Source organism: Lactobacillus sp. CBA3605, assembly GCF_002970915.1.
GTDB lineage: Bacteria > Bacillota > Bacilli > Lactobacillales > Lactobacillaceae > Lactiplantibacillus.
Genome location: NZ_CP027190.1, coordinates 882,563 through 900,572 on the forward strand (window position 1 = coordinate 882,563; position 18,010 = coordinate 900,572).

Annotated in this window: 18 protein-coding genes, 1 riboswitch and 1 other annotated feature; of the genes, 6 read left to right on the plus strand and 12 right to left on the minus strand. The window is 41.9% G+C overall.

Annotation, left to right across the window (positions count from 1 at the left end; genetic code table 11):
- Nucleotides 1–85: 85 nt before the first annotated feature.
- Both tyrS and C5Z25_RS04430 read right to left on the minus strand, forming a co-directional pair.
- Nucleotides 86–1,342 (minus strand): tyrosine--tRNA ligase, encoded by a 1,257-nt coding sequence (tyrS, locus tag C5Z25_RS04425; protein ID WP_105451517.1) that lies wholly within the window; start codon nt 1,340–1,342, stop codon nt 86–88.
- A gap of 56 nt (nt 1,343–1,398) precedes the next feature.
- Nucleotides 1,399–1,595 (minus strand) — a binding site (T-box leader).
- Nucleotides 1,596–1,630: 35 nt separating this feature from the next.
- The gene (locus C5Z25_RS04430; protein WP_105451518.1) at nt 1,631–3,019 is read right to left on the minus strand and encodes an MFS transporter; all 1,389 of its coding nucleotides are present in this window, start codon (nt 3,017–3,019) and stop codon (nt 1,631–1,633) included.
- A gap of 159 nt (nt 3,020–3,178) precedes the next feature.
- Here C5Z25_RS04430 and C5Z25_RS04435 point away from each other — a divergent pair, with 159 nt between their 5' ends.
- Nucleotides 3,179–3,652: a MarR family winged helix-turn-helix transcriptional regulator gene (locus C5Z25_RS04435; protein WP_105451519.1), complete on the plus strand. Its 474-nt coding sequence runs from the start codon at nt 3,179–3,181 to the stop codon at nt 3,650–3,652.
- 94 nt (nt 3,653–3,746) lie between these two features.
- On the opposite strand, the gene C5Z25_RS04440 is transcribed toward C5Z25_RS04435, so the two are convergent.
- The 4 genes from C5Z25_RS04440 to C5Z25_RS04455 form a co-directional block, all read right to left on the minus strand.
- Nucleotides 3,747–4,412: a hypothetical protein gene (locus C5Z25_RS04440; protein ID WP_105451520.1), complete on the minus strand. Its 666-nt coding sequence runs from the start codon at nt 4,410–4,412 to the stop codon at nt 3,747–3,749.
- A gap of 324 nt (nt 4,413–4,736) precedes the next feature.
- Nucleotides 4,737–4,937, minus strand: a complete 201-nt coding sequence (locus C5Z25_RS04445; RefSeq protein WP_105449032.1) for a helix-turn-helix domain-containing protein — start codon at nt 4,935–4,937, stop codon at nt 4,737–4,739.
- A 159-nt stretch (nt 4,938–5,096) separates the two neighbouring features.
- Nucleotides 5,097–5,867, minus strand: a complete 771-nt coding sequence (locus tag C5Z25_RS04450; RefSeq protein ID WP_105451521.1) for a C39 family peptidase — start codon at nt 5,865–5,867, stop codon at nt 5,097–5,099.
- A gap of 95 nt (nt 5,868–5,962) precedes the next feature.
- Nucleotides 5,963–6,535, minus strand: coding sequence for an NAD(P)H-binding protein (locus C5Z25_RS04455; RefSeq protein ID WP_105451522.1), 573 nt, complete (start codon nt 6,533–6,535; stop codon nt 5,963–5,965).
- 179 nt (nt 6,536–6,714) lie between these two features.
- Between C5Z25_RS04455 and C5Z25_RS04460 the strand changes: the two genes are divergently transcribed.
- Both C5Z25_RS04460 and C5Z25_RS04465 read left to right on the plus strand, forming a co-directional pair.
- The gene (locus tag C5Z25_RS04460; RefSeq protein ID WP_105451523.1) at nt 6,715–8,064 is read left to right on the plus strand and encodes a sensor histidine kinase; all 1,350 of its coding nucleotides are present in this window, start codon (nt 6,715–6,717) and stop codon (nt 8,062–8,064) included.
- A 79-nt stretch (nt 8,065–8,143) separates the two neighbouring features.
- Nucleotides 8,144–8,644, plus strand: a complete 501-nt coding sequence (locus C5Z25_RS04465; protein WP_105451524.1) for a YueI family protein — start codon at nt 8,144–8,146, stop codon at nt 8,642–8,644.
- 161 nt (nt 8,645–8,805) lie between these two features.
- Here C5Z25_RS04465 and C5Z25_RS04470 read toward each other — a convergent pair whose 3' ends face one another.
- The 4 genes from C5Z25_RS04470 to C5Z25_RS04485 form a co-directional block, all read right to left on the minus strand.
- On the minus strand, nt 8,806–9,321 hold the full coding sequence (locus C5Z25_RS04470; protein WP_105451525.1) for a hypothetical protein: 516 nt from the start codon (nt 9,319–9,321) through the stop codon (nt 8,806–8,808).
- A 110-nt stretch (nt 9,322–9,431) separates the two neighbouring features.
- The gene (locus tag C5Z25_RS04475; protein ID WP_105451526.1) at nt 9,432–11,627 is read right to left on the minus strand and encodes a glycoside hydrolase domain-containing protein; all 2,196 of its coding nucleotides are present in this window, start codon (nt 11,625–11,627) and stop codon (nt 9,432–9,434) included.
- Nucleotides 11,628–12,215: 588 nt separating this feature from the next.
- Nucleotides 12,216–12,893, minus strand: coding sequence for a DUF554 domain-containing protein (locus tag C5Z25_RS04480; RefSeq protein ID WP_105451527.1), 678 nt, complete (start codon nt 12,891–12,893; stop codon nt 12,216–12,218).
- Nucleotides 12,894–12,926: 33 nt separating this feature from the next.
- Complete coding sequence (locus tag C5Z25_RS04485; RefSeq protein ID WP_105451528.1) at nt 12,927–13,430, minus strand: YagU family protein; 504 nt, start codon at nt 13,428–13,430, stop codon at nt 12,927–12,929.
- 168 nt (nt 13,431–13,598) lie between these two features.
- Between C5Z25_RS04485 and C5Z25_RS04490 the strand changes: the two genes are divergently transcribed.
- Together C5Z25_RS04490 and C5Z25_RS04495 are read left to right on the plus strand one after the other, a co-directional pair.
- Nucleotides 13,599–14,666, plus strand: coding sequence for an ABC transporter permease (locus C5Z25_RS04490; protein WP_105451529.1), 1,068 nt, complete (start codon nt 13,599–13,601; stop codon nt 14,664–14,666).
- A gap of 12 nt (nt 14,667–14,678) precedes the next feature.
- Nucleotides 14,679–15,353 carry an ABC transporter ATP-binding protein gene (locus tag C5Z25_RS04495; protein WP_105451530.1) on the plus strand — a complete coding sequence of 225 codons (675 nt, stop codon included), beginning with the start codon at nt 14,679–14,681 and terminating at the stop codon, nt 15,351–15,353.
- An 81-nt stretch (nt 15,354–15,434) separates the two neighbouring features.
- Here C5Z25_RS04495 and C5Z25_RS04500 read toward each other — a convergent pair whose 3' ends face one another.
- Both C5Z25_RS04500 and C5Z25_RS04505 read right to left on the minus strand, forming a co-directional pair.
- A complete protein-coding gene (locus C5Z25_RS04500) occupies nt 15,435–15,986 on the minus strand; it encodes an ECF transporter S component (RefSeq protein WP_105451531.1) in 552 nt (183 codons plus the stop codon).
- Nucleotides 15,983–16,972: a nucleoside hydrolase gene (locus C5Z25_RS04505; RefSeq protein ID WP_105451532.1), complete on the minus strand. Its 990-nt coding sequence runs from the start codon at nt 16,970–16,972 to the stop codon at nt 15,983–15,985. Before C5Z25_RS04505 ends, C5Z25_RS04500 begins: the two co-directional genes overlap by 4 nt.
- 22 nt (nt 16,973–16,994) lie before the next feature.
- Nucleotides 16,995–17,039, minus strand: a riboswitch (PreQ1 riboswitch).
- Nucleotides 17,040–17,448: 409 nt separating this feature from the next.
- Between C5Z25_RS04505 and C5Z25_RS04510 the strand changes: the two genes are divergently transcribed.
- Entirely contained in the window at nt 17,449–17,985 is a 537-nt protein-coding gene (locus C5Z25_RS04510) for a dihydrofolate reductase family protein (RefSeq protein WP_105451533.1), read from the plus strand.
- Nucleotides 17,986–18,010 lie beyond the last annotated feature (25 nt).

Genomic DNA, 18,010 nt, shown 5'->3' on the forward strand with positions numbered 1-18,010 from the left:
TATTTAAAAATACTACTCCGGGTGTGACCGGCAAACAAAAATCTGGCTACCAACAAGCGGCGCCAGATTTTCATCAGTTCTACTATTATTTAATGCGTGCTAAGAAATACCGCTTTTTCCCCCGACGCACAATCACAAATTTACCATCAAAAGCTGTCGTTGGATCAATCACGGCATCAACATCCGTAATTTTCACACCATTAATCCGAATGGCCCCATTTTTAAGATCTTCTCGAGCTTGACGCCGTGAGGGTTCAAACTTGGTTGCATCAACTAGCCATAGCACAATATTCTGCTTTTCAGCAGTCACTTCAGCTGAAGGCACCCCTTTAAACCCTTGTTCAATCTCGCCGGCATTCAAGTTTTGAACATCACCAGTGAATAAGGCATTGGTAATATTTTGTGCTTCTGCGACCGCTGCTTTCCCATGCACAAATTCAGTGACACATTCTGCTAACCGCCGTTGTGCTTCCCGCTTACCGGGTGCCAACTTAACCTTTTCAGCTAAATCATCAATTTCAGCATGGCTTAAGAATGTGAAATACTTCAAATATTTAACGACATCCCGATCATCTTGATTAATCCAAAATTGGTAAAATTCATAAGGTGAGGTCCGTTCTGGATCTAACCAAACAGCGCCACCCGCAGTCTTACCAAACTTCGTCCCATCTGCCTTAAGCAATAGTGGAATTGTCAAGCCGTAGACTTTGGTTTCATTACCTTCTAACCGGTGAATCAAATCCGTTCCGGCCGTGATATTCCCCCACTGGTCAGCCCCACCAATTTGTAATTGGACATGAGCTGCCCGGTATAAATGTAAGAAATCAACTGATTGTAAGATTTGGTAGGTAAATTCAGTATAAGAAATCCCGACTTCTAACCGACTTGCAACGACTTCTTTGTTCAGCATCGTATTCACACTAAACAACTTACCGTAGTCCCGCAAAAAGTCGAGTAACGAGATTTTAGATAACCAGTCATAGTTATTCACAATCGTAAAGTTATCATCATCACCAAACAACTTGTGCATTTGCGCACTCAAAGCCGCTTCATTGTGGTTAACTTGCGCCATCGTTTGTAAGACCCGTTCGGAATTCTTACCCGACGGATCACCAATGGCCCCGGTCCCACCACCGACTAACACGTAAGGATGATGGCCAGCTAACTGGAATCGTTTCAAAATCATAAACGGAATCAAATGGCCGATATGCATGCTGTCACCTGTTGGATCAATCCCACAATACAACGCAACCGCTTCATTGGTTGCCAGTTCCTTTAATCCAGCTTCATCCGTTTGCTGATTAATCGCACCACGCCATTTTAAATCATCAATAATATCCATCTGTATTCCTCCTAAAGTATGGTCCGAAAAAACAAAAAAACTCGTCCCTGCTATTAAACAGGGACGAGTTTTTCCGCGTTACCACCCAAGTTATCACTAAAAAGTGATCGCTCATTTATTGATAACGAAATAATCCGGCCGATTGGCAACTCACTCTATGTAATTCGTCATTGACCACAGCTCGGTTCACACCACCCACCGAGTCGCTTAACTGTTGGATCAATGACTACTTATTAGAGATTACCGCTTTTTATATTACTCATATCATAAGCACTCCGCTACCAAATGTCAATCATGATGACGTTGCCGCATGGCAAGGCTCAGTGCAACCAGATTCACAATAATCAAAACAAATAAGAAAACTAAGGCGGCGGTGGACCCTAAAGCTGTGCGCCGCGCTAACGATCCACTGGCCTGGGTTTGAACTAACGTAATAATCGCTGAGACGACCGACGTCCCCGTAGCCCCGGCAAATTGTTGTAAGGTATTAAACATCGCATTACCATCGGCTTGTAAGTCTAAACTTAATTGTTCTAACCCACTCGTCATCGTATTGCCCATAGTTAATCCCATCCCAACCATTAACAAAATATACAACACCGCAATCAAAGGACCATTAAGTTGTAACCCTAACCCAGTAAACAAAGCCACGGCAATCACTAAAATCGTTGCCCCTGTTAAAATAGGTTTAGCCGCTCCAAACTGATCCAACAGCCGACCACCCAAAGGCGCAAAGACAGCGCCAATAGCGGCGCCCGGCAATACAAACAAACCGGCCAATAAGGCACTCTTCCCATTAACTAACTGAATATAATTCGGCAAGATAAAAGCTAATCCGAGTGCATTCATCTGAACTAAAAAGAACCCTAATAGGTGCCAATTAAAGGCAGTTACTTTAAAAATCTGCAATTTAATTAACGGTTGTGCTGACTGCTTAGTCCGCTTGACAAATCCAACCACTCCTAAAATACCGACTAATAAGAGACCACCGACCATCAGTGGTTGCTGACTAAAATTCTGTAAGTTGCTGAAAGCTAACGTAAAACCGACAAAGATGATCATCACCAAGCCCCAAGCTAAACCATCAAAACTGGTTTTTGTTGTCGGTTGAGCTTGGCGAATTGCCCCTACGCCCAGGATGAGTGACAGCACTAGCAATGGCAACAATAAAATAAAGATCCAGTGCCAATTCAAGCTACTAATGACCAAGCCACCAAAAGTCGGCCCTAACGCAGGCGCAATGGCAGTAATTAACGTCCCAATTCCCATCAAAGTTCCACGTTGTTCATCCGGCACCCAATCCAAAATAATATTAAACATCAGTGGTAATGCAATCCCAGTCCCCAACCCTTGCACGAGTCGACCGATGACCAAGACACCAAAGGTCGGCGCACTCGCATCAATCACTAGCCCCGCCATAAATAGTAGATTGGCAGTCACAAATAACGTCTTAGTTTTAAAGCGTCGTTTTAAAAACGATGAAATCGGGACAATAATTGCGACCACTAACAAATAAGCGGTCGTTAACCATTGGACCGTTGCGGTATTAATCGAAAACTCGCGCATTAACACTGGAAACGTAATGTTCATTGCTGTTTCTACCACGACCCCACAAAACGACAATAATCCCGCCGCAACTACGGCCATAATTAATTTTGCATCAACTTTTTTAGTCATTTTCTCAACTCCATTTAATAATTAGTTCTAATACGAACTATTCATTCATTCTAGCACAATTTGTTGATAACACCACCTTTAATTGACAATTGACTTCTAGCTTTAGCTTGTCTATAATGCCAAGTGGTACGTAACCGAACTATCAATGGAGATGACCGCATGCAACGTTCAATCGGAATTGCAATCAAAAAAGCCAATAATGCGTTAGCCCGTGATTCAGATCATTTTGCAAAGAAATTAGGCCTTACCGGTATGCAAATCAGTACCATCAATTATATTGCCGATCACGAAAACACCCAAGATATTTTCCAACGGGATTTAGAACACGAATTCAACATCCGCAAAGCGACCGCTTCTAGTCTCGTCACCACCATGGTTGCTAACGAATTATTGATCCGCGTACCAGCCACCAATGATGCCCGGTACAAACGATTACTCTTAACCCCCAAGGCCCGTCAGTTAGCTACGGTTATTGCCGCCTTTTTTGCTGAAAGTGAACGGCGCATTAAGACCTTATTAGCTACTAGTACGACAACGACGTATACTGATTTAACCAAGATTAGCCAAGCTTTTACTACCACGCCAACAAAAAAAACAAGTCACAAACAAGCGAACGGCACAAAAGTTGACTAATTGCAGCAGCTTTGATGACAAAAAAATAATTGCGACAAGAATTTTTGATTTCTTGTCGCAATTATTTTCTTTTGTCTAAATCTCTTTTATGACACTATTTTTGCGCTGTTGCGGCAATTTTTAGAACCGTATTCGCTTGTTGACCTTGCACTTGTGACACCTGATCTGAGTTTTGCCATTTAACACTATTAGCTTCACCAGATTGTGGTTGGTTATAAACAGTCACAGAACCAGAAGTGGCCCCTTGAGTCGTTAGACTTTGTTGTTGAATTTGTGAATTAACTTTATTCGCAAATTTAGTTGGGTTTTGCACGACATCTTGGGTATTAGCAACTGTGGTTACGGACCAATTACCTGTATTCCAGTGCACATATAACCGGCCCATCGTACCTTGCACCGTTGCCGTCGTCCCAGAGTTTAACTTAACCGTATCACCTTGCGTATTTGCTAAATAATCTACTTTATTTTGGGCAACACTACTATTATTGTAGTCAGTTTGCTTATATGTAGCCGTTTTAGAATTCGTCCCCGCTTTAACATAGCTGACGCTATAGTTAGATTTGGTTCCGCTCGCTGCGGTGGCTTTAACGGTTTGATCGGTAGCCTTAACGGTCGTTGGCGCCGTCGTATCACTAACCGTCGTCACGTTATCTGAAGCTGCATGTAACACATGATCAACGGATGGTGCGGCAACTAATCCAATGACTAACGCCCCAGTGGCCGTAAAAATACCTAATTTAACTTTTTGCTTAAAATCCATGAAGAAACTTCCTCCTTGTTTTGTTCCCGCTTGCTAACTGTATCCGTCTAAGCAACCTTTCAACTTAATCACCATAGGCTGAAACACTTAACGTTTATTTTACCATTTTTATATTCTAAAATAACGATTTTTTTAACTTTCCCTATCATAAGCCTATTTTTCTTTAAAACGGCGTCATTTAGTTTTCATTTAAGTTACAGATATTTCATGAGACTAAAAAAGTCCACGATAGTCAGTCGCGAACTCTCCTTTTGATGGTACTGATTTACTTCACAGTCCAATTACTAGCATTGCGGTAGTCAGCCGCATGCCGACGTTTAGCACTTAATCATGGAAGAAATACTGCGTGGGCACTTTAAAATCATCGTGCAGTTTTTGAACTTCCACAATACTCCAATTTGAGCGCCCATGTAATTTATTCCAAACTGTATTGACACTACGATCAATCGAGTCGGCTAAATCTTGTTGCGTAATATGGTTCTGCTTAAAGTAAGCCAATAATAAGACATCATTGTCGGGTTTCATTTGAACTCCTCCTTTATTTCCCCATATAGGGATATTACACCATTTTATCGCTTTCATCAATATATAACTGTGGAAAGTCACAGTTATTTGTGGTTATAAATAAAAAATCGCACGGAAATCTTTTTTCCGTGCGATTTTTGCGCAATGACGCTTATTAAATTAATGATCTAACGTTAACACCACGGCCTGTTTACCCATTTGCTTATAAGCCGCTGCAAAATCAGTCCAACTAACAGCTTGTTGCTTCTGTCCATATGGATTATTAATATAAATCAATTTTTTTGTGCGATTAAAGCCCACAATGACGACACTATGCATATCATAAGTGATTTTTACCGGACCTTGCGGTGTTTGCCACGTTTGCATACTGGTCACTGGTGCAAAGGCCACCGTCGTAATCGTCCAAACCGGGCGTCCAGCTTCAAGCTGCTTAATAATTGTCGCAAAACTTGAGCCGGTCAAATCTTTAACTTGGCTCGTCTGAGTCTTCGCTAATTTATAGATAGGACCATGGTAAACCCCTAACCCAGGATTAGCGCCAGAAATATCGCCAACAAAACCCACATTCGGATTACCATGATCGCCATTATCATAATTCAACGGCACACTTGGTAATTTGGCTGCTAGTTGATTCTTAGTAATATTAATATGCTCATAATTCAACATCATGGTCAGTGACGTCACTTCACAGCCATTATATAACCGGGGTGCCGTCATTTGATTAATCAAGGGCACATTGAGCTTTACTTGATTAACCGTTTTGGGCGTCTTAGTAGCCGGCTTAGCTTTGGGCTTCGTTGTTTGACTAGTCGTGAAAGAGGCATCGATCCAATCAGAAGCTTGGGTTACAGAAAAACCAACAACCCCCACTACTAACACCACAATGACCCCAACCGACCAACTTCGACGTCGATTCATATGTCTTGGCATTTTACTTTCGTCCATTTCTATAATTTAACTTGCATATCCATAGCCATGATACCATTAAACAATTGAGAAAAAAATTAAATTAACCAGCAATTTAATTAAGCAGTTAAGGGCCATGTCGATCCTGCCGTTAAATAATCCATTAATGGTAATGACCGTCGGGTTGGCATCGCCGTTGCCCAGCTAGCACTCATCTGTTGTGTATAAATTGCCGTATCCATCGCTTGCGTGCCTTCGACCAACGTAAAATCAAGCCGGCTTTGCTGTAACAGCTGTTCGACTAAGTGTAAGGCCCGTAATTGTTGGCGTTGCTGATGTGTCTGATACCATTTAATAGGTTGTTGCACTAATGATAAGACACTTTGTGGGCTAGTTAAAGCAATTTGTTCAACCGACTGTGCGTGCATCGCCGTGATTAAAGCTTGCGTTTGCGGCACTAATTGGGCGGGCGTTAATTGGGCTAAGATTAAGGGCTGACCAACCATCGCTTGGCTTAAGCTGGCCACATCTGTTAACTCTCCTGCGATAAAGTGCGTTGCGCTAGGCCAATTCGACCGCGTTGTTTCTGGTGCATAGACGGTCAACTGGGCCATTGGTAACTGGCGCACCGTCGTCAATATGGCTTGGGCCTGATCGGCGTCCAAAGCCCCCACTGCTAAAATAGTTTGCATCTGCCAACTTCCTCTCGTTAAGTTAATATAATGAGTTTACTAGCTTCGAGTAGGTCGAAGGCAAGCCTGTTGTGCAATTTTTTTATCAAATTGTGGTGGCATCGGTTGCAATTTGATTTATGATAATAATGTCAACTAACATTCAAAGCAGTTTTAAAACTAATTAACGAGGTGTCGCTATGGCGTTTTTGCTTTACTCCTTATCTCTCATTTCTGGTTATTACGAAATGATTATTCTATCACTGACCTTTCGTGAATATTTCACTTGGAAACTGGGCCTAACCTGGGCCGGACTGATTACGCTTTGTAATATCTTCGGTCAACTAGCAACTGCTCAGTGGCCCCAAGTTCCACTGGTCTTTTTCTGGATTCTACCGCTCACCCTGGCCAACATGATTATGAGTGCCCGACTGCTCTATACCAAATGGATTCTAATGTTACCAATTGTCCTATTTCTAAATGCCTTCAAACGTTTGATTGGTGGGCTATCTGGGAGCTTCTTAAAATGGTTAACCTCTTCCGATGTACAAATGCGACTCCGCCAAATCATTGACTTAAATTTAACGGCTAATTTGAATGTTTTTGGGGCCATGCTCATTGGCCTCCCCATCGTCATTATAATCGGCTGTCTTGCTCATCATTGGGTCATAAAAATGGCTGCAACTGACTTTTTTCAGCATGCTAAAATTGATCATAATGATTACCTACTAGTCTTGTTATTCTACGCCCTTTATATTCTAGCGTATGACTATGCCCTAAATCTTTCTGTCGTCTTGCAAACATACGTAGCTGTTGCTTCCAGCATTATTTTTGGAATCATTAGTTTTTATCTCGTCAGCAGTAAAAACAGTCGCTTAACTGATGCGCAACTTCTGAGCGAAGTTTCTAACTACAATCAATTATTAAGCCACCGTAACCAGCAATTGCATTTATTTAAACACGATTATCAAAATATTCTTCTCAGCCTATCGCAATATATTCAGCGTGATGACATGCCCGGTTTAAAAACTTATTTTGAAGCCGAAGTTTTACATGGCGACCAAAGCCTATCGGTTGATGGCGGCCCTGAGCAACTGCGGCAACTGCATATTCCAGCACTCAGCGGCTTGATCTATGCCAAGTACGAAATTGCGGCTAGTCGTCATGTAGCCTTGAAAATTACGGTCTTACAACCCATTAAAATACCCGAGCTTGAACAAATTCGACTTGTTCGAATTCTGGGCAACTTATTAGATAACGCTATTGATGCAGCGTCACAAGCTGACGGGCAAGTCGACATCACCATTGAACGAATTAATCAGGGTGGTGTTCAATTTAATATTCAAAACAAAATCCCAGCGGGCGATACCATTAATTTGAATCGGATTAAGAAAAGTCGGTTTACAACCAAACCTGGACATCTTGGCTATGGCCTCAGTAGTATTGAGCAACTTGCCGGTAAACGGGTTAACGTTACCTATCAAATTAACGATGACCGTTTTTTAGCACAACTCACCATTCAACCGGCCACGGCCTTAAGAAAAGCTTAAAGGCTTAACCCTAGTCAGTTGAATGCAATTAAATCTATACTAAAGCCTGTCAGTTCACCTTAGAAAGGACCTAACCGCTATGTCACAATCGGAAACACAACTTGATAAACATCTTCAGTCAGCCATTTTTGGCACGCCGGTCCTTCATCCGGATGAACAGCACCGTAACTTAGGTACTTTTCATGAGCGTCTTGACTTGGGAATCACCTTTACTCAGGCTTTAACCCGCGACTATACTGCCGCCTTACAAACCGAGCTCCAAGCACATCCAGACTATCAATTGCTCCTGCACGGCTTATTGGATCAAGACATTTTAGACCACTACATTCACTTGGTTAATCAAGCAAATGTCAAGTTCGCCATTCGCAACGATTTACTTTATCAACATACGCCAGACAGTCTGGCTATCGCGCTAGCGGCGCCAACTGCCATTAATCCTGAAACAATTGATATTGATGTTCGGTTCCCGTTAGCCACTGCCCCAGCAGCAAACGTACCAAAACAAGTGTTGTTCAATCGCATCCACCAACACTTAGCCCACAATCGTCAAATTTTGCGCCAAAAACATCATTTAAAATAAGGTGTCATCGGAACTAAATAGCCCCTAACAGCGACACGTCGCTATTAGGGGCTATTTGTATCAATGAAACATGTTTTCTCATGGAGTTGAATCGTTAATTAATCGACTTAAGACTGATGTTAATCTGAACAGTACACCTCTAAAATCTATTACGTCTATAGCTATTTCAAAACTGCTATCAAGATTTCATAAAAAGTTGCACTGAAAACAGCGGGCAGTAACAAAACCAAAGTAAGTATAATAATCCGAAGCGTGCGCAAAGAAATAATCCACTTAAATTTACGCTGCGATACCGGCACAATATCTGAATCAGGATGTTTTAACCAATACTTATATTGGTAGACCACATATACCACATCAAAACCAATAAAGAGAAACGAGGCAACGGCAAAAGTTATAAAAGCACTCTGATATAGTTGAAAATACATTAGTGCCACTCCAACCCAGATTAAAATTAACATTCCTAATCCCGTTAACGCACTAACCATCGCAATTGTTCGATATTCTGCTTTAGGTTTTTGTAAAATTTTTTGTCTGCGTTGTTTTTTTTCACTTCTATTTTGAACCTCATTACTAGGTTGAAAAACACCCCTCAAAAAGAATAAAATCACAACAATACCTATAAGACTTGCAATCAATAAACACCAAACCAATAAAAACACCTGATTAAATGACATAGTTTCATTCCTTTGTGTACAAATATAAAGGACTGGATCTACCAACCCTTTATACAAGATACCACTACTTTAATTCTATTTACAACCAACTATTTTTACATTGCCCTTTGTTATCCAGCAGCCAATAAAATTGGTATCAGCTCTGGGGCAAATACAGCTGTCGCTATCAGGCCAGTTATACCCGCTGCCACTAATCCAGCAGATAGCAGTCGGCCTAAGTTTACCGTGACAACTACATGACCTTCTTGCCCTTCATTAATGGCATTATTATGTGCTTCCACTTCTGGCGCTGTAACCCATACTGGAAACGGTGCCGTGATAACATGAAAACTAGCTACTAATGTAATTTCATATTCAATTTCATAAGTTTTACCATTACTAGACTCATGTTCAAAAGTAGAATCTAGCTTAAAAGTCACTGTTGTGCTAGTCGCAGTCACTTGCATTTCATTCTTGATTTCACCGTTTTTTATCACGGATCCCATACCATTCATCGCAGCTGACACAGATGCGTCAGTGAATCCAGCAGTGTTTTCCGCCAATATTTGTGCTATTTCATCATCAAATGTGAAGTTTAATGACCCATCATTCACATCATAAGTAACTGTTGTATCTCCATCCTCATCACTGATACTGCCCTCAAGATCAACTGTCAATGAGAGATCAACTGCCGGCGTCTCAATTGTATAGGTTTTACTAGTAGCTTCAATAGTCGTATCTTTAACCAACTTGAAGATACTATCAGTATCAGCTAAGTCTTGGATAATCTTATTAATGGTCGCTAAATCACTATCACCACCAACCGCACTACCTGATGTAAAGTCATTAACCGCCGTCGAACGAGTTCCGTTAGAAGCAACTTTATCAATATAGAAATCGCCAAAAGAAACTTCACTAAATTGATCAAAAGCCCACTCAGTTGGCATTGGAAATCCTAAATTACCAGAAAACCCAGTAGACATATCCGATACAAATGCCTTCTCAGCCAAACCGGCTGAAATGATCGTACTAGCAACATTACGGGTCGCATAAATACCAACATTAAATCCAAAGCTACTAATACCGTTAGCCACTCCGGTAAAGTACTCAGTCACTGTTCGAGAAATATCACCAGTTTGAATATCAACATCTACTGCAAAATAGATAATTGTATTATTGGGAAAACCTAATTCCATGGCTGCTAAACCGGCTTTTCGACCATCGCTAGTACCTTTACTAGATGTGAAGTAATCTTCTGAATCAGAAGCACCATCTTGATAAATCGGGAAAATATGCAAGCCAGCGCCAGTCAAAATTTTAATTTCACTAGTAGTCAAATTTTTAGCAGTTTCACTACTTCCTGTTCCCGCTGTCCCCGTCAAATACCGACCAATATAATTATAACCCGCTGATTTTAACTCACTTGCTTCACTCACATTAATTTGATGCGAAGTATCACAAGCAACGGCATCACGATCTGGATTGCCAGCTGAAGTTAATAGACTCATGAAAACATCTAACCCAGCTGATGAACCATTAGTTGATGGCAACGCCATATCCGTCTCAAATTTCAACACCGATGTAGCAACCGCTAATGAATAGGCGCTATCAAAATCCCCAGTATAAACCTTATTATTGACCGTTAACCCCCATTGAAGAATTCGAACAAAATTATTCGTTTCACCTTCAGTAACAGTTGGGGTCAATTCTTGTGTCATCGGACCATACGTACCAGAGGCCATATTAGTATCCAAACCCTCTTCCGCCTGCAAGGCAAAGATCAACGCTGTATTAGTGTCACGTTGATAAATTCCATCACAGGGCAAAATACCCGTATAGGCTAGATAATCATGATTTAATTGTTGTTGCATAGCTCGTACTTGTGCATAGCCATCGGTAACAAGGGTAAAAGCACTCATATTGAGTAATGCCGCCATGAATTGAGAATTCATAGTTCCTGAAGTATCCCTAAGACCAGCGTACTCCTTCATCGTTATAACAGCAGATTCTGTATCCGCAGTAAAGTAACCATCAAAAGCCACTGGGTTAATCCCCTTACACCAAAAACCACCTTGAATGATGTAAACGATATTACCCGAATACCCTGTCACGATTTTATCCGCCATCGCATCAAACAATCGTGCAGTAGTTGGGCCAAAATTGTCTACCAGTTCTGTAATTCCTAACTCATATTGCAAAGCTCGAGTTAGTCCATAAACCGTATCCCAGCCCGTTAATCCATTTTCTGGAACAACACCAAATCCATCCACATTACTATAGGTGGAATTGAGCCATTCTTGTGTCTCCAATACCAATTGATCAGCCATATATGCTTACCTCCAATAAAAATCCTGAATGAAGTATCAACCAAAGTACGGCCTAATTATGTTCCTATACAATATTTTAGCAAGCCTAAAGTATTTAATCTTAAATTAGAAAAAACGCAACAACTAGTTAGATTCTTCAAATCGATGAAAAATCTAGTTATTACAATCTACTAATTTGCATTATCTAGTCTTAAGCGACATAGCTTAACTGAGAATTATTCCCCCCAAGATTTTGGAAGAGGTACATCTTGGCTACACATAAACACTACAACCAACTGATAATCAAAGGAAAAGTCTTGTGATATCGTTCTCATTTTACTACAATGGTACAACTTGCGTGATATACCGAAATGTTATACATCACAAAAACATTTGAAAAAATTTTCAATGCCTTGCAACCTATTACGATAAATAACAATTAACTTCTAGTTTTGCGCTATAAACGTCAGATAAGCTAGTCGCCACAATAAAACACAAAACGACCGCATTCCAGCAACATTACCGGAATGCGGTTGTTTCACAATAACCTAAAATTCAATCGGCTGCCTGCTAGCAACCATCATAAGTGACTAACTGAAATGAACCCTTTTAAAACAAATTCAATAAGCCAATCACAATTGGTGGCACAATCAGGGCTGGTAGCAGATTCAGCGTATTAATTTTTTTAATATTTAACAACCCTAATCCTGACCCTAAAATTAAAATGCCCCCGACAATTGTAATTTCATTCAGCATGACCGTACTCAACGCACCTTTTAACACCAGCGCCAGTACATACAATGAGCCTTGCCAGGCAAACAACACGCCCGCCGCAATAGCAATGCCAAAACCAAAAGTCGAAGCCAATACAATTGAGGTAATGCCATCTAAAATCCCGTTCGTAAATAAAAACGTATAATCATGTTTCAAAGCGGCTTCAATCGGACCAAGAATTGATAAGGACCCAATACAATAAAGTAAAATGGCTGTCGCGAGCCCCTCCGCTAAGTTACCACCAGAAAAGCGTCCCACCAACCGGTTAAAGTGCCCTTGTAAATCGAGTGCCTGACCAACTAAGCCCCCAACGGCTAAACTCACAATGAATAAAACCGGGTACTTACTTTGTGGCATCCGTTGCACAACCGCATTAATCCCAATCAACATGGCCGCTAAGCCCAGCGCTTGCATCAAAATATCATGATACGCCGGCTTAATGCCACGTTTGAAAAAACTTCCCACCAAACAACCAATGAGAATCATACTAACATTAAAAATGGTTCCAATCATGACGATTCACCTCAAGGTTGTTTTTTAAAAAAATTACGACCGCTTCGTTAAGCGATCATAGACTGTCGCACTTACCCAATCGGCTGTCCACATCCACAAAACATGGCCAATCGCTTCTGACAAGTGTTCTTCAACTGGCTGATCTTTTGCGGCTGGTACCGTTCCTAATGCCGGTAAAATCAAATGATGAAAAGCAGTCCAAACCCCTAAGCCATACAAGGCACTACTACCAGCTTGGGCCTTGGGATGTTGCCGCGCCCATACACTATATGCCACTGCAAATGTTGTCGAAAACCCAAAATGCATGACATAACTGACACCAGGTAATTGGTGACCAGCGTACGTATAGGTCGCATGCGTAATGCTGGCGGGTACCCCTACTTGTTGTAATAACCGTTGCGGTGGATTGGTTTGATCACGCGCCGCAGTTCGGGGTGGTAAAACATTTTCCCAACCCAACTTTACTAACCCAGAGATCACGCCACCAGTAATTCCGGCAACCATCGCTGCTTGGTGATTAAAACTTTTTTTAGTCATATTAAGAACCTACCTCTCTATTCAATAGTTTCATCATACCAGCCTTTTAACGAGAATCGTACTTATTTATCTAATTTCGATCAGCAAAAATCTTGCGCTAACTCGCAATCAATGCTAGTATTTGGTTATTCACTTATCACGTGATAAACAAAAAAGGAGGCATTATGAATGTATTTAGGGCTAAAAGAAATACAGCATGACAAGTTACGTTACGCACTGCTCAGTGGTGTACTCTTATTAATTGCACTCGTCGTTTTCATGTTGGCCGGCTTAGCAAATGGCCTTTCTAACGGGAACCGCCAAGCCATTGATACTTGGCAAGCCACGGATGTTTACTTAAATAAGAACGCCAATCAGACGCTCTCTGCCTCACAACTCACACTGGCAGATCAAAAACACGTTCAAGGAAAATCAGTGGCCCCCTTGGCGACGTTATCGGGCACCTTACGAACAACCAATAATCAGCTAAAAACGACAACTAGTGTCTTAGCCACTGATCGAAACAGCTTTTTAATGCCAAAATTAGTCAGTGGTCATCGCATTAATGGTACACACCAACTATTAATTTCAGCGGACTTAAAAACTGCCGGTTTTAAACTTGGACAAAAGGTTCGTTTAGGAACAACTAAACGGACCGTCACCATCGTTGGGACTTACGCCCCCAGCACGTATATGATTGCACCCACAGCATATACGGATATTGCCACCTTGAATTATTTACAAAAAGCGCCTATCACTAGCGGTAACCAACAAACTGTGAATGGCTTCATTGCTAAAAAGGGCACCTTTAAAACGACGACGCATGGCAATCTCCAACATCTAACGATGGCTACTTTTATTAATAAATTACCTGGTTATAGCGCCGAACAGTTGACGTTAAATACCATGATTTACTTCTTATTTGTGATTGCCTTAGCGATTATCGGCATCTTTATGTTTGTCCTAACCTTACAAAAACAAGCCCTCTTTGGGGTTTTAAAGATTCAAGGCATCGGATCCAAACATATTTTAGCGACCTTATTAACACAAAGCATCGTCATGGCACTAATCGGCATTGTCGTTGGCCTGGGAATTACCGTTGGGCTGGCTCAAATTATGCCGGCCGGATTGCCCTTTGTGATTAACTGGTTACAATTCGGTGGTTATAGCTTAGCCTTACTCGCTGCCGCCATCATCGGTGCGCTACTATCATGGCGAACCGTTGCTAAAATTGATCCCGCCGTCGCGATTGGATAGGAGGAACTAACCATGTCACAACCCATTTTACAATTAAAGCAAATCACTAAACAATTTGGTCACGGTCATACGGCCATTACAGCGCTCAAAGACGCTAATTTTGAAGTTAATGCCGGTCAATTTGTCGCTATTATTGGGCCATCTGGTTCTGGCAAAAGCACTTTTTTAACCATTGCCGCCGGACTCCAAACCCCGACTAACGGCCAGGTCATCTTAAACGGCACCGAGCTTGCGACACAATCTGAAAAACAACGGTTAGCTTATCGTTTTGACGAGATTGGTTTCATTTTGCAAAGTTCCAATTTGATTCCTTTCTTAACTGTCACTGACCAACTAAAACTCGTCGACAAAATGGCTAAGCGACCGTTTCAAAAAAAACGGGCCACAGACTTGTTAGCAGAATTAGCGCTAAGTGCAGTCGCCAATGCCTACCCTAGTGACTTATCCGGTGGTGAACGGCAACGTGTCGCCATTGTCCGAGCCCTCTATAATGATCCCAGCGTCATCTTAGCCGATGAACCCACGGCCAGCTTAGATACACCACGGTCAATTGATGTGGTCCAACGACTAGCAAAGGAAGCTCACCACCATCAAAAAGCCATTGTGATGGTGACCCACGACCAACGCCTGATTAAGGATTGCGACGTCGTCTATAAAATTGAAGATGGTTTGATGACGCGTCAATAACTAAAAACGGTCACCGCAAGAAGTGTTAATTCTTGCAGTGACCGTTTTTGTATCAGCTATCAAATGACTGAAATGAACAACTTAATTTGCTTGTGGCAAGCGATAATGTAGTGCTTGATAGACGAGCGCGACGACGTAAACCGTTAAAAAACGATCTAAATAATCAGTACTAATTTGAATTAAAAAGACCGCCAATGGTTTACTTAATCCGGTCCCTAACAACAGTTGTACCAATAAACTCGAACCAGATGATGTAATCCCATGAAATAAGAACACCGTGATACCAGTACTGAGTAACGTCCCTGGCAATGAAATTGCTAACGCTAGCCACCAATTATGCCGAAAACGATTGGGTTTAATCCGCCGATAAAGGACACCCGCAACTAATCCCGTTAACAATTGTACTGGTAGAAAGAACAATGCGTATAAATCCGTCGTGGTACCAACAATCACACCAGTTGCGCCCCCCACTAGCATCCCACCGAGTGGGCCAAAAACAGCTGCGGCTAAGACGGTTCCAATCGAATCTAAATAAATCGGTAATTTCAGCATTAGTGCCAGGTTACTGCCAACAATATTTAAAGCAATTAGTAACGCCAATAAGGCTATAGTCTTGGGCTTTAACCTTTTCATGCGCCCACCACCTTTAATTGGTGCAGTGTCGCTGATAACTCAGGTTCCGCCGCACCAGCAACTCGTGTTAAGAACAAGCGCCAAAATGCTGCGACATCGACGCGTGTCTCAACCAAGCTATTGTGTGGCCGTTGCCAAAATTCGTGGTCATCGACAATTGATTGTCCTCGGGCCACGTCATCGGTGGCAACCACCGCAGTATACGCTGAAAAGCCAGTTAAGATTGTCGGTTCAAGCATTACGGCCACCGCTAGCGGATCATTAATGACACACCCGATGACCCGTTCTTGTTGCCAATGAAAATCAAAATAAAAACGCGTAATTTTTTTAATAAATCGTCCCATAACTGGATTAATCGCTTGCATATATTCTAGCAAGCTCGGCGTCAAAACAATCTGGCGGGTCACATCTAAACCGACCATCTGAATTGGGACTGGTAACTGGTCAAAAACCAGTTGTGCTGCATCCGGATCACACCAAAAATTATACTCGGCCACCGGTGAACAATTCCCATGACTGCGGTAACTACCACCCATTAACGTAAACTGGGCAACCTGCTTAAAAACTGCTGGTTGCTGTTGTAAAGCTTGCGCAATATTGGTCAACGGCCCTAATGCCAAGATTGCCGTCGTTGGTGCCGCCGTTAACGTTGCAATGATAAACGCGACCGCATCAGAACCAACTGTCACCGTTGTAATCGCTGGCAATTGACTGTTACCTAATCCATCATCCCCATGCGTATCCTGGGCACTCGTGTAAGGCACCCGTAATGGGGTTTTAGCGCCAACATGGACGGGAATATCCAACCGTCCCGCTAACGCTAGGACTTTTAATACATTTTGTGCACCCAACTCAGCGGGCACATTCCCACAAACAGTGGTAATCCCAACCACCTTTAATTCCGGCGATTTTAACGCCAATAATAAGGCCAAACTATCATCAATGCCAGGATCACAGTCGATGATTACTGATTTTATTGCATCCATTTTCCTACCTCCGATTAACGTGAAGTTCTTGGTTTTTTATCCTGGGAAGTTTACGAACCAGGCCAGTAGTCGCCATGCTAGGTACCACTGATTGCATAAATGCACTTCTAAGTATACGGGATACGGACCGAAAAAAGAATCACTTTTCACGACTATCACCGACATTGGCCTTAATTTCGCCACCAGTTACTGAAATTTCAAAAATTAAGCCATTTTAAACTTAACTAATTAACTTGAACCGCTGAACCGTCAATTCAAGTCAATCTTTAAGTTTAATTGGGGCTTTTGAGATTATTTTGGTAAAAAAGCGTTAATTAGGTCGCCATTCCAGCATCCATGGTTAACTAATTAACGCTTTTTCTCAGCCATCTAACTGTTCTACCATCATCACCTCACGTTTTTCCGGATTTGTTGCTTAGTTAGCAGATAAAACATGTTACAATATGGTTACAAAACTAAAAGTAGGTGTCCAATTTATGCGCAAAGTTCAATTTTATGGCGCCGTTTCGATGGATGGTTATCTGGCCACCAAAGACAACCGGCTCGATTGGTTGTTCAAGACTACTGGCGCCGAGGACGCGCCCACCGCTGAGTTCATGCAACAAGTCGATACCGCTATCATGGGGCGGCATACTTATGATTATACGATGGAACAGACCACCGATCAGCTCATTAATCCTTACAATCCGCTAACTCAAAACATTGTCATGACGTCAAACCCACATCCAGGCGATGACCGGACCACGTTCACCAATACCGATGTCACGACTTTAGTCGAACAATTACGACAAGTCGATGGCGCCAATATTTGGATTGTTGGTGGTGCGGGCGTCTTGATGCCTTTATTGACCGCCAATTTAGTTGATGATTTGTTCATCCAAATTGCACCCGTTTTACTAGGAACGGGAATTGCACTATTCACACCAACTAGCGACTATCACCAACGATTTGAGCTCGTTGCGACTAATCAATATGGTCAATTAGCAGAGGTGCATTATCGCCGCTTACCTTAAGACGCAAAAAAATTGCGACAAGAAT